We start from the raw sequence: 14,441 nt of genomic DNA, 5'->3' as shown, positions 1-14,441 counted from the left end.
GCCGTCCGGGGAGAGCGGGCGCGCCGGTCATGACGTCCCCCTCCTCGGGTTGAAGCCGGAGACCCGCGCCAGCCGGTCGAACAGCTCCCGCTCCTCGTCGGTGAGGCGGGGCGGGACCATGATCCGGGCCTCGGCGTACAGGTCGCCGGGGGCGCCCTTCGGGTTGGGGAGGCCGCGGCCGCGCAGGCGCAGGCGGCGGCCGGTCGAGGTGCCCGGCGGCACCTTGACCTTGGCCTCGCCGCCGGGGGTGTCGATGGCGACGGTCGCGCCGAGCGCCCCCTCCCACGGGGCCAGCGGCAGCGGGACGTGGATGTCGCGGCCCTCGACGCGGTAGCGGGGGTCTGCGATGCGGACGACCAGATACAGGTCCCCCGCCCGGCCGCCGTCCGAACCGCTGCCGCCCTGGCCGGCCAGCCGGATCCGCTGGCCGTCGGTGACCCCCGCGGGGATCGTGACCTGGATCGTCCTCGGGCCGCCCGGCCCCTGGATCGTCAGCGCGCGGCGGCCCCCGTGGTACGCCTCGTCCACGGTCAGGGGCAGCTCGACCTCCTGGTCGGCTCCCGGGGTGGGTCCCCAGCGGCCGCCCCGTCCCGTGCCGCCGCCGAACATGCCGCCGAGGAGGTCCTCCAGGTCGATGTCCACGCCCTCGCCGGAGCTGAACCGGAAGCCCTGGCCCTGCCCCGCCGACGCGCGCCCGGCGCGGCCCCACGGCCCGCCGCCCCAGCCCGCTCCGGCTCCGGCTCCGGCTCCGGCGCGCGCCCGGGACCAGGCGCGGGGGTCGACGCCCTCGGGCACCGACCGCCAGTCGGGGCCGAACGCGTCGTAGCGGCGCCGCTTGTCGGGGTCGGAGAGCACGTCGTACGCCTCGGAGACGTCCTTGAACTTCTCCTCGGCCCCCGGATCCTTGTTCACGTCGGGGTGGTAGGTGCGGGCGAGCTTGCGGTACGCGCGCTGGATCTCGTCCTGGTCGGCCGCCCTCGGCACTCCCAGGGCCTCGTAGTAGTCGCGCGCGGCCATCGTCCCCGCCTCAGTCCGGCGCGGTCGAGACGATCACCGACGCCGGGCGCAGTTGCCGCTCGCCCTCCCCGTAGCCGGGGCGCACGGTCTCCATGACCGTCCCGGCGGGCAGCTCCTCGTTCTGGACCGTGCCCATGGCCTCGTGGAAGGCCGGGTCGAACGGCACCCCGACCTCGTCGTGACGCCGGAACCCGAGCCGGGCGAGCAGGCCGACGGCCTGGTCCCGCACCGCGCGCACGCCCTCGATGACGGCGTTCTCGGCCGTGCTGACCGCGCCGGCGTGCCGCAGGGCGAGGTCGAGGTTGTCGATGATCGGGAGCCAGTCCCGGATCACGCGGTCGCGCTCGTCGGTGCGGATGCGCTCGGCGTCCCTGGCGATGCGCTTGCGGAAGTTGTCCAGCTCGGCGGCGGACCTCAGCCAGCGGTCCTCCAGCTCGGCGATCCTCGCCTCCATGTCCTCGACCGGGGACCCCACGAAGTTCTCGGCGGTCTCCGGGGGCCCGGTCTCGGAGGTCTCGGCGGATCGGGTGAGCTCCGGCGGCTCCGGGGGCGTGGCGGGCCCGGCGGGCCCGGCCCGTGTTCCCCTCGGCGCCTCGTCGTGTTGATCAGCCATGTCAGCCCACGCCCGTCCAGTCGATGCGTGCCGGCGGCGCGGCCTCCGCCGACGCACGCCCGATATTTGCTGATATAACCCCTATGTCCGTTCGATGGCGCCTCAATCGGATGTCGTGAACTCCGCGTCGATGACGTCGTCCTGACCGCCGCCGGTCCCGCCCTGCTGCTGGGCCCCCGCGCCCGCGCCCGCGGGCTCGCCCCGCGGCGCCGACACGGCGCTCAGCGAGTGGTAGATCTGCTGCAGCTCGGAGGTCAGGTCGCGCAGCCGCTCGGTCGGGGCCTCCTCCTTGACCGCCTGCCGCGCGTCCGCGACGAGCTGCTCGGCGCGGGCCTTCTCGTGCACGGGCACCGCGTCCCCGAGCTCTGTGAGCCTGCGCTCCACCTGGTAGGCCACCGAGTCCAGCTCGTTGCGCGCGTCGATCGCCTCGCGGTGCCGCTGGTCCTCGCCGCGGTGCTCCTCGGCGTCGCGGACCATGCGGTCGATCTCGCTCTTGTCCAGGTTGGAGCTCTCGCTGATGGTGATCCGCTGCTCGCCACCGGTGTCCTTGTCCTTGGCGGCGACGTTGAGGATGCCGTTGGCGTCCACGTCGAAGGTGACCTCGACCTGCGGCACGCCCCGGGGCGCGGGCCGGATGTTCTCCAGCCGGAACCGCCCGAGCGCCCGGTTGTCGGCCGCCCGCTCGCGCTCGCCCTGCAGGACGACCACGTCCACGGCGTTCTGGTTGTCCTCCGCAGTGCTGAAGGTCTCGGTGCGGCGGGCCGGGATGGTGGTGTTGCGCTCCAGGACCTTGGTCATCACGCCGCCGAGCGTCTCGATGCCGAGCGACAGGGGCGTGACGTCGAGCAGCAGGACGTCCTTGACCTCGCCCTTGAGGACCCCGGCCTGGATCGCGGCGCCGTCCGCCACGACCTCGTCCGGGTTGACGGTCATGTTCGGTTCCTTGCCGCCGGTGAGGCGGCGCACGATGCTCTGCACGGCCGGGATGCGGGTGGAGCCGCCGACCAGGATGACCTCGTCGAGGTCGTCGGCCGTCAGCTTGGCGTCCTCCATGGCCTGCTTCACCGGGCCCATGGTCCGCTCGACCAGATCCCGGGTGATCTCCTCGAACGTCGAGCGCATCAGGGTGGTGTTGAGGTGCTTCGGCCCGTTCGCGTCCGCGGTGATGAACGGCAGGCTGACCGTCGTCTGGGTGACCGAGGATAGCTCCACCTTGGCCTTCTCGGCCGCCTCGAACAACCGCTGGAGCGCCTGCGGGTCCTGGCGCAGGTCGATGCCCTCCTGCCGCTGGAACTCGTCGGCGAGGTAGTCCACGAGGCGCCGGTCGAAGTCGTCGCCGCCGAGGTGGGTGTCGCCCGCGGTGGCCCGTACCTCGATCACGCCCTCCCCGATGTCGAGGACGCTGACGTCGAACGTGCCGCCGCCGAGGTCGAAGACCAGGACGGTCTCGCTGCCCTTCTTGTCCAGGCCGTACGCGAGCGCCGCCGCCGTCGGCTCGTTGATGATCCGCATGACCTCCAGGCCCGCGATCTTCCCCGCGTCGCGGGTGGCGTGCCGCTGGGCGTCGTTGAAGTAGGCGGGGACGGTGATGACGGCCTCGTTGATCTTCTCGCCGAGGAACTTGGAGGCGTCCTGGACGAGCTTGCGCAGGATCAGCGCCGAGATCTCCTCCGGCGCGTACAGCTTGTCCCTGACCTTGAACCGCACGGCCCCGTCCGGGCCGGGCACGACGTCGAACGACACGGCGTGGATCTCGCTCTGCACCTCGTCGTAGCGGCGTCCGATGAAGCGTTTGACCGAGTAGATCGTGCCCTTGGGGTTGAGGATGGCCTGGCGGCGGGCGAGCTGGCCTACCAGGCGCTCGCCGGTTTCGGTGAAGGCCACCACCGACGGCGTGGTCCGCTGGCCCTCCGCGTTGGGTATGACGACCGGCTGCCCCTCCTCCGTCGTCGCGATGACGGAGTTGGTCGTGCCGAGATCGATTCCGACTGCCTTGGCCATTGCGTCCTCCCTGGCTCCGCGGCTTCCCGCTCCCGTGACCCGCCGGTCGCGTGCACGCTGACGCGGCGTGGGCGCCCCGAAGCGGGCGTGACACCACGTACGCCCACACATTCGACATTGGACGGCGAAACGGCCGGGCACATCCTTCAACCTGGTAGGAAAGCCCAGTTCAGGCCATGTGTACGGTGGGAGGGACGGACGACCCCGTGATCGGGGGGAGGCATGCGCGGACGCGACCCCGAATGGCACACCGTCACCCGGCTGCTGAAGGCGGCCCGGACGGGCGAGGGCGGGACGCTACTGATCGAAGGTGGGCCGGGAACGGGCAAGAGCCTGCTGCTCGCCGAGGCGGCCGCGCGGGCGTCCGAGGAGGGTTTCCTGCCGATCAGCGGCGGGGCCGAGCGGCTGGGCGAGTTCGTCCCGCTGGCGCCGCTGTTCATGGCCCTGGACGAGCCGCCGGTCCGCGAGTTCCTCGACGACGAGGCGCCGGGCGACTGGCGTGACCCTCGGCTCCACCTGCTGGAACGGCTCCGGACACGGCTGGAGAAGTCCGCGTCCACCCGTCCGGTGCTGGTCTGCCTGGACGACCTGCAGTGGGCCGGGCACGACACGCTCGCGGCGCTGCGGACGCTGCACTGGGAGCTGGCGCACACGCCGGTGGTGTGGCTGCTGGCCCGGCGCACGGGCTTCTCCGAGACGCCCGGCCCGCACCCGGCGGGGACGCCGGACGACGACGCGCGGCGCCTGTTCGACGTGCTGGAAAGGGACGGGGCGACGCGGGCCGCGCTGGGGCCGCTGGACGAGGAGGCGGTGGCCGCGCTTGCGTCCGACCTGCTCGGCGCGGCGCCGGACCCGGACGTGCTCGCGTTCGCCGCGAGCGCCGGGGGCAACCCTCACCTGCTCACCGAGCTGCTGACGGGCCTGCGCGAGGAGGGCGCGGTCGAGGTCGCGGGCGGGCGCGCCCGGCTGCTGTCCGACCACCCGCCCGAGCGCGTGCACGCCGTCGCGCGCGCGATGCTGGACGGTCTCGGCCGCGAGACCCGGCTGCTGGTCGAGGCGGCGGCCGTCCTCGGCCACACCTTCTCCGCCGAGGACGCGGCCGAGCTGGCGGGGACGGACGCGGCGACGCTGCTGCCCGCGTTCGAGGAGGCCCTGGACGCCGGCATCCTCACCGCCGCCGGCGACGAGCTGGAGTTCCGGCACGAGCTGGTGTGGCGGGCCGTCGCCGCCGGCCTGCCCGCGCCCGTGCGCAACGCGCTGCGCCACCAGGCCGGGCGGATCCTGCTCGACCGGGGCGGCCCGGCGGTGTGGGCGGCCGGGGACGGGCGGGGCGAGGACGTGGTCGCCGGGGCCATGGTGGTGCTGGCCATGACCCGATGGGAGTCCGGCCGCCTCGCCGAGGGGCTGCGACTGGCCCGCGAGGCCGTGCGGCGGGCGGGCGACGGGCCGGTTTCGGTGCGCCGGACGCATCCGCGCCTGGCGCTGGCCGCGATGCTGGCCGACGCCCGGCGGCCGGACGAGGCTCGGGCGCTGATCGAGGAGGCCGGCCGGGAGGTCGAGGCGCTGGGGCAGGCCGCGTGGGCGGCGGGACCGGCGGCGTCCCTGGCGCGCGTGGAGCTGGTCGCGGGCCGGTTGGACGAGGCCGCCGCGCAGGCACGGGCCGCCCTCGATCTGGCCGACGGCCTCGGGACCCGCCTGTTCGGCCCGCTCGCGGAGTCGGTGCTCGCGGCGGTGGCGCTGCGCCGGGGCGACGTGAGCGGGGCCTGCCGGCACGTCGAGGCGTCCCGGGAGCCGCCGGGCGCCGGGACGGTCACGCCCGCGTGGTGCTCGATCGTCGCCGCGCAGGCCGTCGAAGCCCGGGACGGCCCGGCCGAGGCCGTCAAGCTCGTCACGCACGTCTACTCCGGTCCGCGGGAGGCGCGCAGGGTGCTGGCCGGCGAGCCGGACGCCGCGTCCTGGCTGGTGAGGCGGGCCCTCGCCGCCGGGGACCGCGCGGCCGCCGAGGCGGTGGTGGCCGCGTCCGAGACCCTGGCGGCCCGCAACCCGGGGTTCACCGCCAGCCGCGCCGCGGCCCTGCACGCCCGCGGGCTGCTGGACGACGACGCGGAGGCGCTGCGGGCCGCCTGCGAGGAGGGCGGCGACCCGTGGGCGCGGGCGTCCGCGGCCGAGGACCTCGGGGTGGTGCTCGCCGACCGGGACGACCGTCCGGGGGCAGTGCGCGGGCTGGAGCGGGCGCTCGACCGCTACGAGGAGGCCGGGGCGGTCAGAGACGCGGCCCGGGTGCGCCGCACGCTGCGCGAGATGGGGGTGCGCCACCGGCACTGGGCGACCGCCGACCGGCCGGTGTCCGGCTGGGGCAGCCTGACCGGCACCGAGTGCGCGGTCGCGCTGCTGGTCACCGAGGGGTGGACGAACCGGCAGGTGGCCGACCAGATGTTCATCAGCGTGCACACGGTGGCGTTCCACCTGCGCCAGATCTTCCGCAAGCTCGGCGTCGGCTCCCGGGTCGAGCTGACCCGTCTGGCCCTGGAAGAGGGGCACACCCTCGAACGTTAGGGGTGCGGCCGCGCGGATCCGGGGTTACGCGGAGGCGCGGCGCTGGTGCAGGGTGGCGGGGGTGGTGAAGGCGGCCCAGACGAGCTTGCCCCGGCCGCCGAACAGGCGCCAGCCCCAGGAGCAGCTCAGGCTCTCGACCAGGCGCAGCCCGCGTCCGGTCTCGGCGAAGTGGTCGGCGTCCGTGACCACGGGCGGATGGTCGGTGGGGTCGGCGACCGCGCACACCAGATGAGAGGCGTGGTGGAGCAGGCGGACGCGGGTCGGCTCGCCCGCGTGCCGGACCGCGTTGGTGACCAGCTCGGAGATCACCACGCGGGCGTCGTAGCAGAGCTCGCCGAGACCCCAGTTACGCAGCGTGGTGACGGTGAAATCGCGCGCGGTCTTGATCGACGTGCCGGTGCGGCCCAGCCCGGAGAGGTCCGCGCCCACCGGCTCCCACAGGTTGTCCTCCATCGCCGGCAGGAGCCACCAGGGAGCCTCACCCCGTACCACGTTCTGCCGGCGTACCAGGTGTGCGGTCATCGGGATCCTCGCTACGTTGGGCCGTTGGCGCGGTCGGGGGCAGGACGTGGGAAGTCAATCTTTGTTCACTGGGCGTACGGATGCAAGAACGGATGCACGTGCAGATCGAATTTTTCCTCCCAAAATCCGGACTTGGACCCGCTCACGTGCGTGAAACGCCGTCGGTGTGAGATATGCCGCGATAACCGCCTGTGTACGGCCCGGACGGAGAATGAGACACTGACGCGTCAACAGATCCGCGGCTCTCAGGGAGCTCCCATGACGTCGGCGCTCGGTCCCGAACAGCGGCCGGAGGACAACGATGTCCTCGCCTATTCACGGGGCGGTCCCACCGTTCTCCGGATCCTCCTCGGCGCCCAGCTCCGCCGTCTGCGCATCGCCCGCGGCATCAGCCGCGAGGAGGCGGGACACGCCATCCGCGCCTCGCACGCCAAGATCAGCCGCCTGGAGCTCGGCAGGGTCGGGTTCAAGGCCCGCGACGTCGCCGACCTGCTCACCCTCTACGGCGTGACCGACCCGGGCGAGCGGGGCACGTTCGTCGCCCTCGCCGACCAGGCCAACGCCCCCGGCTGGTGGCACAAGTTCAGCGACCTGCTCCCCACCTGGTTCGAGCTGTACGTCGGACTGGAGGAGGCCGCCTCCATGATCCGCACCTACGAGATCCAGTTCCTCCCGGCCCTCGTCCAGACCGAGGACTACGCCCGGGAGATCCTCAAGCTCAGCCACGCGAACGCCGACGCCCAGGAGATCGACCGCCGTATCGCGCTGCGCATGACCCGGCAGAAGCGCATGACCGGGCCGGACGGGCCGCGGCTGTGGGCCCTGGTGGACGAGGCCGCGCTGCGCCGGCCTCTCGGCGGCCGCGCGATCATGCGCGCCCAGGTCGACCGGCTCCTGGAGCTGATCGAGATCCCCACCGTCACCGTCCAGGTGATCCCTTTCGGCCACGGCGGGCACGCCGCGGCGGGCGGGCCGTTCACGATCCTGCGCTTCGCCGAGCCCGAGCTGCCCGACGTCGTCTACATGGAGCAGCTCACCAGCGCGCTGTACCTCGACAAGCGCGAGGAGACCGACCCGTACATGCGGGTGATGGACCGGCTGTGCGTCGAGGCCGCCACGGCCTCGGAGTCGCGGCGCTTCCTCACCGCCCTGCGCGAGGAGATCTAGGGCGATCCAGCTGGTGGCCCCGCTGCCCGCGCGGTCACTTACCTCTTCGGCCTGAAATAGTGCGCGACCATGTAGGCGGTGACCCGTCCGCCGATCTTCGCGCCCTGCACGTCGGCCGTGCGGGTATGGATGCCGCCCCAGACGCGGGCGTTGATGACCTCGGCGAGCGCCTGCGAAAAGCCGCGGAAGTACCTGGTGGTACCCGAGTCGGCGCTGGACCCGCTGAAAGAGATGTCGTCCCGGCCGAAGAAGTATGCCAACGCCGACATGCTCGCCGCGGTGAAACAGGTGTGGCCGGACGTGAAGTCGGGATGCGGCGGCGTGACGAGCAACGGCATCCAGTCGGGGTCGGCCACCGTCTCCGGGTTGCCGTCGGTGTCGGCGAGCCGGATCGCGGTGACCGGCCGCCAGAAGCTCCACGCCGCCTTCTCGTTGTAGCAGGCGATCGTGGCATCGGCTTCGGTCAGATCGACCATCGCGAACATCCGCGCCGTCTGGAGCGTGTTCAGTCGTTGTGTCGTCGCGAGCTGGCGCTTGATCTCCCATTCGGCCAGATGCCGGTCATGCCACCAGATCGCGGCTTGCGTCTGGTCGGCCGTCCTGACCGCGCTGGTCGCCGAGCCGATCGCCTTGACCTCGTTGAAGTCCCGGGCGTAGCGGGAGCTGGTGAGCGATGGCGGGCCGGATGTGCGGAACATGGACGCGCTGGGGATGAGGAACGGTTTGAGGTGACCGACCCACGCCCCGTCAGAGGCGAAAGTGGGCGGCGCCGGTCGCCACTGACCGGGCCGGGTGCCGACGGTCCAGGTCTGACTTCCGAATGCCCCGTCGTTCTGCCGCGCGGCGATCATCGCATCGGCCGCCTGATCGCCCACGATGATCCCGCGCTGCTTCGCGGTACCGTCGGGAATCGCCGCCAGCGACTCGTCGTACTGCGTCTTCAACCTCACCTGCTGATCCGGGAACAGCGCGCTCAGCACACGAAACCCCGCGGTCGCGACGGCCGCGTTCGTCGACTCGGTTCCATTGGCGGCCGGTGCGATCAGGTACGGCTGGTAGGGAGTGCCGGCGATCGCGTTCACCGCGTCGTAAACGGCTCCGTGCACCATGGCGAAGCTGCGCGCCTGGACCTGCGGCTGCTGACCGGCAACGTCCCAGATCGCCGTCTGGGCGTTGCGGTCCCAGACAATGACGGCATTGGCGGATGTGCGCGAATCCGATGCGTACGCGAATGACGAGTTGAGTACGACCGGGGACCCGGCAGCGATGACTCCGCCGACGGCTAACCAGACGGCCTTGCGCCGTAGGACAGCCGCCCATCCCATATCACATGATTTGAGCATGGAAGCAAATTACTATGCCGGCCACAGCCGCTACAGTGACCGAACGGTCGAAAAGTTAATAGTGACGTAACCGGAAATGAGCGCTCCACCGGCGGGCGGGCGCGGCGTGGGCCGACCAGGATGTCATCGTCTGCACCAACGGCCCGAACACCCTGATCACCAGCCGCAAGCCCGACGACCTCAAGGCCTTCTGTCAGGCCGCCGTCGACGCGTTCGGCGGCTGACGGTCGTCCGGTGCGGGACGGGCGGAACGCGGACGGCGGGACGTTCCCGGACATCTACGGACGTGACCGGCAACCGGCGAGACCGGGTCGCGCACATCCCGTTGTGAGCGCCATCGGTCTCTGAGATGCTTTGCGCCATCAGCGGGCAGGCCGCGAACGGCATGGCGGAAGAGATCAGCATATGACCGAGGTCTTCACGCTCGGGGAGGCACTGGGAGTCGTCTCCGCCGACCGCCTGCGCCACGACACCGACGTCCGCCTCGAGGTCGGCGGCGCCGAGTTCACGCTGGCCGTCGGCCTGGCCCGCCTGGGCCACGCGGTGACGTGGCTCGGCCGGGTCGGCGCCGACGAGCTCGGCGCCCGCGTGCTCACGGTGCTGCGCGGCGAGGGTGTGGACGTGTCGTACGCGCTCTCCGACCCCGCCGCGCCGACCGGCCTGGTGGTCCGGCAGCGGCGCATCGGCCGGGTCGGCCATGTCGTCCACTACCGGGGCGGGTCCGCCGGGTCCCGGCTCGGCCCCGGCGACATCCCGGCCCGCGCCCTGCAGTCGGCCAAGGTCCTGCACGTCACGGGCATCACCCCGGCGCTGAGCGGCACCGCCTGGAGCGCCGCCCACCACGCCGTCAAGCTCGCCAGGGACGCCGGCGTCCTGGTGTCGGTGGACGTGAACCACCGGCCGCAGCTGTGGTCCGACCGCCAGGAGGCCGTCGAGGCCCTCACCGAGCTGGCCACCGGCGCGGACGTGCTGTTCGTGAACCAGGACGAGCTCCAGCTGATCGAGCCGGTCATGGGGACGGTCCGCGAGCTGGTCGTCACCCGGGGCGGCAAGGGCGCCAGCTCCACGGTCAACGGCATGCGGTACGACGCCCAGGCCGCGCCGGTCACGGTCGTGGACCCGCTGGGCGCGGGGGGCGCGTTCGCGGCGGGGTACCTCAGTGCGCTGCTGGAGGAGCTTCACCCCACCGACCGCCTGCGCCGGGGCTCGGCGCTGGCCGCGTTCACGATCACCAGCGCCAGCCCCTGGCAGGGCCTCCCGACCAGGTCGGAGCTCCCGCCGCTCACCTTCTGAGGCCCTCTGCCGCCCGGGGACGGCCGTTCTTCTCGCTCGCCCTCCTCCCGGGCGTCATCCCCGCATGGGGGGCGGCCCCTGGACCGCGAGCCAGAGAGTCAGAGCTTCACCGGCAGGCGGGCGAGCCTCCAGGAACCGGGCATCAGCTCGCGCTCCAGGCCCTCCGGGGCGACGGCGAGGGACAGGTCGGGGAAGCGCCGCAACAGGGCCCCGAACGCGACCTCCGCCTCCTGGCGCGCCAGCGCCGCGCCGAGGCAGTAGTGCAGCCCGTGCCCGAAGCCGACATGGGTCTCCTTGCGCCCCGCCTCCGGCTCGCGGGTGATGTCCAGGCGTTCAGGGTCGTCGAACGCGCGCGGATCGTGGTTGGCGCTCACCAGGACGGCCATCACGGCCTCGCCCTTGCCCACCGGCATGCCGCCGACCATGACGTCCTCGGCCGCGTACCGCATGCGGGTGGCCTGCACCGGGCCGCACCAGCGCATCAGCTCGTGCACGGCGCGCGGCATCAGCGCCGGGTCGCTTCTGAGCAGGGCGAGCTGGTCGGGGTGGGTGAGCAGCGCGGCGGTGCCGTTTCCGATCAGGTGGGCGGTCGTCTCGTGCCCGGCCAGCACCAGCGCGAGCACGAGCGTGACCATCTCGGTGTCGCCGAGGCGGTCGCCGTCCTCGTCGTGGGCGCGGATCAGCCCGGTCAGCAGGTCGCCGGTCGGGGCGGCGCGGCGGCGGCCGATCAGCTCGTGGATGTGCGCCACCATCTCGCGCAGGGCCGCCCCCATGCCGCCGGCCTCCAGCGTGACCAGCGCCTTGCCCCACGCCCGCCACCGCGGGCGGTCCTCCTCGGGAATGCCCACCAGCTCGCAGATGACGGTGATGGGCAGCGGGTAGGCGAAGTGCTCGATCAGCTCGGCGACGCCGTCCTCGGCCGTGGCCGGCAGCCGGTCGAGCAGGTCCTCGGTGATCTGCTCCACGCGGGGGCGCAGCTCGGACACCCGGCGGGCCGTGAAGGCGCGCGAGACGAGCCTGCGCAGGCGTATGTGGTCGGCGCCGTCGGCGTCCAGGATGCCGTCCAGGACGTACTCGGCCAGGTCGGCGGGGACGCCGCGGGCCTCGACCTCCCGCTCGCGGATGTTCTGGACGTCCAGCCCCGGCACGTTGGCCGGGTTGTTCACGAACCGGTGGTCGCCGAGCACCATCTTGACGTCCTCGTACCGGGTGGCCAGCCACATCGGCGCGCCACGGCCGAAGAACGTGCCGCGGAGCAGCGGCGCCCGCTCCCGCAGGCGTCCGTAGCCGCCGAAGGGGTCCGCCATCAGGTCGGGATCCATGAGGTTGACCATGCCGGGGTCAGGGCCGGCGCCGTCGTCGGCGGTAGTACCCATGCTCGCCCTCCTAGGTTTCGCCTGGCAGTTCGCCTCGTTCCGGCTCGGCGGCCCGCCGCGGGGGGGAGGAGCGCCGAGTCACGAGGACCCGTAGTTCTATTCACGCCACAGGCACGCCTCAACCCCCTCCGATGCGAGCGGTCGGGTCGGCTACGCGCCCGGCAGGCCGCGGACGCGCTTGTTTCCCGGGTCGTAGAGCGGCTCGGCGGCGATCTCGGCGGCCACCCAGGAGCCGTTCACGCCGACCTCGATCTCCCCGGGTTCGTCCCCGCCGGGCAGGTAGGCGTAGGCGATCGAGCGGTCGACGCGGTGGCCGTACCCTCCGCTGGTCACCCGGGAGGCGGGGACGCCGCCGACGCGAACGGGCTCCCCGCCGAGGCACACCTGCCGGGGGTCGGCGAGCACGAGGCACCGCAGCGTCCGGGCCGGGGCGCCGAGGGCGTCGCGGCCGAGGAAGTCCTTGTCCCGGTGGACGGCGAACCCGAGGCCCGCCTCGATCGGTGTGGTCTCGGGCGTGATGTCCAGGCCCCAGACGCGGTAGCCCTTCTCCAGGCGCAGGCAGTCCAGGGCGCGGTACCCGGCCGGGCGCATGCCGTGCGGCAGGCCGGCCTCCACGAGCGTGTCCCACAGCGTCAGGCCGTACTCGGCGGGGCAGTACAGCTCCCAGCCGAACTCCCCGGCGAAGGTGACCCGCTGGGCCAGCACGGGCACGTACCCGACGCTGATCTCCCGGGCCCGCATGTAGCCGAAGGTCAGGTCGTCATCGGTCAGCTCGCCGAGGATGTCCAGCGCCTTCGGTCCCCACAGGCAGTAGCAGGCGTACGCCGAGGTGACGTCCCGGACGTCGAGGCCGTGGCGGCGCAGCCAGGCCGCGTCGTGTACGCCGAAGGCCGTGCCGGTGACCATGCGGAAGCGGTCCTCGGCGAGCCGGGTGACGGTGACGTCCGCCTCGATGCCGCCGCGCTCGTTGAGCATCTGCGTGTAGACGACCGAGCCGACGGGACGGTCGAGGTCCCCCGCGCACAGCCGCTGGAGGCCGGACAGGCCGGTGATCTCCAGCTTGGCGAAGGAGGTCTGGTCGAACAGGCCGGCGGCGTCCCGCGTGGCGAGACATTCAGCGCGGATCGCGGGGGACCAGACGCGGCCGGCCCACCCGGCCGGGCGGAACTCCTCTCCCCCGTCCTCGGGATCCTGATCGAACCAGTTGACCCGCTCCCAGCCGGCCTTCTCGCCGAATGCGGCGCCGAGGGCTGCGTGGCGGGGCCAGGCCGGGGAGCGGCGCAGCGGGCGGGCGGCCGTGCGCTCCTCGCCGGGGTACACGATGTCGTAGTACTTGCTGTAGGAGTCCAGCGCCTTGGCCCGGGACCAGCGGGAGCCGCGCGCGTGGGAGCCGAACCGGCGGACGTCCATGCCGAAGACGTCGTACTCGGGCGAGCCGTCGACGATCCACTCGGCCATGACCTTGCCGACCCCGCCCGCGGCGGCCAGGCCGTGGACGCAGAAGCCGGCGGCGACCCACAGCCCGGCGACGGCGGTCTCGCCCAGCAGGAACTCGCCGTCGGGGGTGAAGGCCTCGGGGCCGTGCACGACCTTGGCGAACGCGGCGGGGTCGGCGCCGTCGAGGTCGCGGAGGTGCGGCAGGCGGTGGCGCGCCGAGTCCCACGATTCCTGAAATTTCGGCATATCGGGGTCGAAGAGCGTGCGCGGCTCGGCCAGCGGCGCGGCCGTGTCCCAGACCTGGGGCTCGCGGATGTACCCGCCCACCAGGATGCCGCCGCCCTCCTCCCGGAAGTACACGATGTTGTCCGGGTCCCGCACGGTCGGCGTGCTCGCCGGCACCCCGGACGGCCGCGTCACGACGTACTGGTGCTTGATCGGCACGATCGGCACGTCCACCCCCGCCAGCCGCCCGATCGTCCCGGCCGCCGCGCCCGCCGCGTTCACCACGGTCTCGGTCGCGATGACCTGCTCGCCGACCCGCACCCCGCGCACCCGCCCGTCCCGCACGTCCAGCCCGGTCACCTCGGCGCCGGTCACGATGCGCACGCCGAGCTTCTCCGCACCCGCCGCGAGGGCCCGAGCGAGGCTCGCGGGGTCGAGCCAGCCGTCGCCGGGCAGCCACAGGGCGGCCCGCACGTCGGCGACCTCCATCAGCGGCAGCATGTCCCGTGTCGCGCCCGGGGAAAGGAGCTCCATGTCGAGCCCGTACGTCTCGGCGGCGCCGGCCTGGCGGAGCAGTTCGTCGTGCCGCTCGGGCGTGGTGGCCAGCCGCAGCCCGCCGACGCCGTTCCAGCCGGGGTCGAGGCCGGTGAGCTCCGCCAGTTCTGGGTACAACCCGGCCGAGTACATGATCATGCGGGTCTGGGTGACCGTGGACCTGAGCTGACCGACGAATCCCGCCGAATGCCAGGTCGTCCCTTCCGTCAGCTCGTGCCGTTCGAGGAGGATGACGTCCGTCCAGCCGAGTCGCGCCAGGTGGTAGGCGACGCTGCATCCGGCGACGCCTCCACCGACGACCACGGCCTGGGCCTCGGTGGGAAGTTGCACCATTGG

10 protein-coding genes are annotated in these 14,441 nt (G+C 72.9%); 3 read left to right on the top strand and 7 right to left on the bottom strand.

Annotated features, from left to right (window positions below; all coding sequences use genetic code 11):
• Positions 1–27 precede the first annotated feature (27 nt).
• The 3 genes from DQ384_RS43595 to dnaK form a co-directional block, all read right to left on the bottom strand.
• Positions 28–1,017 carry a DnaJ C-terminal domain-containing protein gene (locus DQ384_RS43595; RefSeq protein ID WP_114028181.1) on the bottom strand — a complete coding sequence of 330 codons (990 nt, stop codon included), beginning with the start codon at positions 1,015–1,017 and terminating at the stop codon, positions 28–30.
• A 10-nt stretch (positions 1,018–1,027) separates the two neighbouring features.
• Positions 1,028–1,630 (bottom strand): nucleotide exchange factor GrpE, encoded by a 603-nt coding sequence (locus DQ384_RS08570; protein WP_114028180.1) that lies wholly within the window; start codon positions 1,628–1,630, stop codon positions 1,028–1,030.
• 102 nt (positions 1,631–1,732) lie between these two features.
• Positions 1,733–3,631, bottom strand: a complete 1,899-nt coding sequence (gene dnaK / locus DQ384_RS08565) for a molecular chaperone DnaK (protein WP_114028179.1) — start codon at positions 3,629–3,631, stop codon at positions 1,733–1,735.
• A gap of 222 nt (positions 3,632–3,853) precedes the next feature.
• Here dnaK and DQ384_RS08560 point away from each other — a divergent pair, with 222 nt between their 5' ends.
• On the top strand, positions 3,854–6,187 hold the full coding sequence (locus tag DQ384_RS08560; RefSeq protein ID WP_114028178.1) for an AAA family ATPase: 2,334 nt from the start codon (positions 3,854–3,856) through the stop codon (positions 6,185–6,187).
• A gap of 24 nt (positions 6,188–6,211) precedes the next feature.
• Here the strand turns inward: DQ384_RS08560 and DQ384_RS08555 are convergent, their stop codons facing one another.
• Positions 6,212–6,709: an ATP-binding protein gene (locus DQ384_RS08555; RefSeq protein WP_245966321.1), complete on the bottom strand. Its 498-nt coding sequence runs from the start codon at positions 6,707–6,709 to the stop codon at positions 6,212–6,214.
• 258 nt (positions 6,710–6,967) lie between these two features.
• Here DQ384_RS08555 and DQ384_RS08550 point away from each other — a divergent pair, with 258 nt between their 5' ends.
• Positions 6,968–7,876: a helix-turn-helix domain-containing protein gene (locus DQ384_RS08550; protein ID WP_114028177.1), complete on the top strand. Its 909-nt coding sequence runs from the start codon at positions 6,968–6,970 to the stop codon at positions 7,874–7,876.
• Positions 7,877–7,914: 38 nt separating this feature from the next.
• On the opposite strand, the gene DQ384_RS08545 is transcribed toward DQ384_RS08550, so the two are convergent.
• Positions 7,915–9,219 carry a vanadium-dependent haloperoxidase gene (locus DQ384_RS08545; protein ID WP_220182840.1) on the bottom strand — a complete coding sequence of 435 codons (1,305 nt, stop codon included), beginning with the start codon at positions 9,217–9,219 and terminating at the stop codon, positions 7,915–7,917.
• Positions 9,220–9,624: 405 nt separating this feature from the next.
• On the opposite strand from DQ384_RS08545, the gene DQ384_RS08535 reads away from it, so the two are divergent.
• Positions 9,625–10,512, top strand: coding sequence for a sugar kinase (locus DQ384_RS08535; protein ID WP_114028175.1), 888 nt, complete (start codon positions 9,625–9,627; stop codon positions 10,510–10,512).
• A gap of 98 nt (positions 10,513–10,610) precedes the next feature.
• Here DQ384_RS08535 and DQ384_RS08530 read toward each other — a convergent pair whose 3' ends face one another.
• Together DQ384_RS08530 and DQ384_RS08525 are read right to left on the bottom strand one after the other, a co-directional pair.
• Entirely contained in the window at positions 10,611–11,888 is a 1,278-nt protein-coding gene (locus DQ384_RS08530) for a cytochrome P450 family protein (RefSeq protein ID WP_114028174.1), read from the bottom strand.
• Between the two features lie 150 nt (positions 11,889–12,038).
• A complete protein-coding gene (locus DQ384_RS08525) occupies positions 12,039–14,438 on the bottom strand; it encodes a GcvT family protein (protein ID WP_114028173.1) in 2,400 nt (799 codons plus the stop codon).
• Between the last annotated feature and the right edge of the window lie 3 nt (positions 14,439–14,441).

The sequence above is a fragment of the Sphaerisporangium album genome (assembly GCF_003323745.1).
Classification (GTDB): Bacteria; Actinomycetota; Actinomycetes; order Streptosporangiales; family Streptosporangiaceae; genus Sphaerisporangium; species Sphaerisporangium album.
The sequence above is the reverse complement of the archived record's forward strand: the minus strand, read 5'-3'. Positions and strand labels throughout refer to the sequence as shown.

Excerpts from the sequence above, each read along its gene's own strand:
- DQ384_RS43595 (WP_114028181.1), bottom strand. The coding sequence starts at position 1,017 with ATGGCCGCGCGCGACTACTACGAGGCCCTGGGAGTGCCGAGGGCGGCC.
- DQ384_RS08570 (WP_114028180.1), bottom strand. The coding sequence starts at position 1,630 with ATGGCTGATCAACACGACGAGGCGCCGAGGGGAACACGGGCCGGGCCC.
- dnaK (WP_114028179.1), bottom strand. The coding sequence starts at position 3,631 with ATGGCCAAGGCAGTCGGAATCGATCTCGGCACGACCAACTCCGTCATC.
- DQ384_RS08560 (WP_114028178.1), top strand. The coding sequence starts at position 3,854 with ATGCGCGGACGCGACCCCGAATGGCACACCGTCACCCGGCTGCTGAAG.
- DQ384_RS08555 (WP_245966321.1), bottom strand. The coding sequence starts at position 6,709 with ATGACCGCACACCTGGTACGCCGGCAGAACGTGGTACGGGGTGAGGCT.
- DQ384_RS08550 (WP_114028177.1), top strand. The coding sequence starts at position 6,968 with ATGACGTCGGCGCTCGGTCCCGAACAGCGGCCGGAGGACAACGATGTC.
- DQ384_RS08545 (WP_220182840.1), bottom strand. The coding sequence starts at position 9,219 with ATGCTCAAATCATGTGATATGGGATGGGCGGCTGTCCTACGGCGCAAG.
- DQ384_RS08535 (WP_114028175.1), top strand. The coding sequence starts at position 9,625 with ATGACCGAGGTCTTCACGCTCGGGGAGGCACTGGGAGTCGTCTCCGCC.
- DQ384_RS08530 (WP_114028174.1), bottom strand. The coding sequence starts at position 11,888 with ATGGGTACTACCGCCGACGACGGCGCCGGCCCTGACCCCGGCATGGTC.
- DQ384_RS08525 (WP_114028173.1), bottom strand. The coding sequence starts at position 14,438 with ATGGTGCAACTTCCCACCGAGGCCCAGGCCGTGGTCGTCGGTGGAGGC.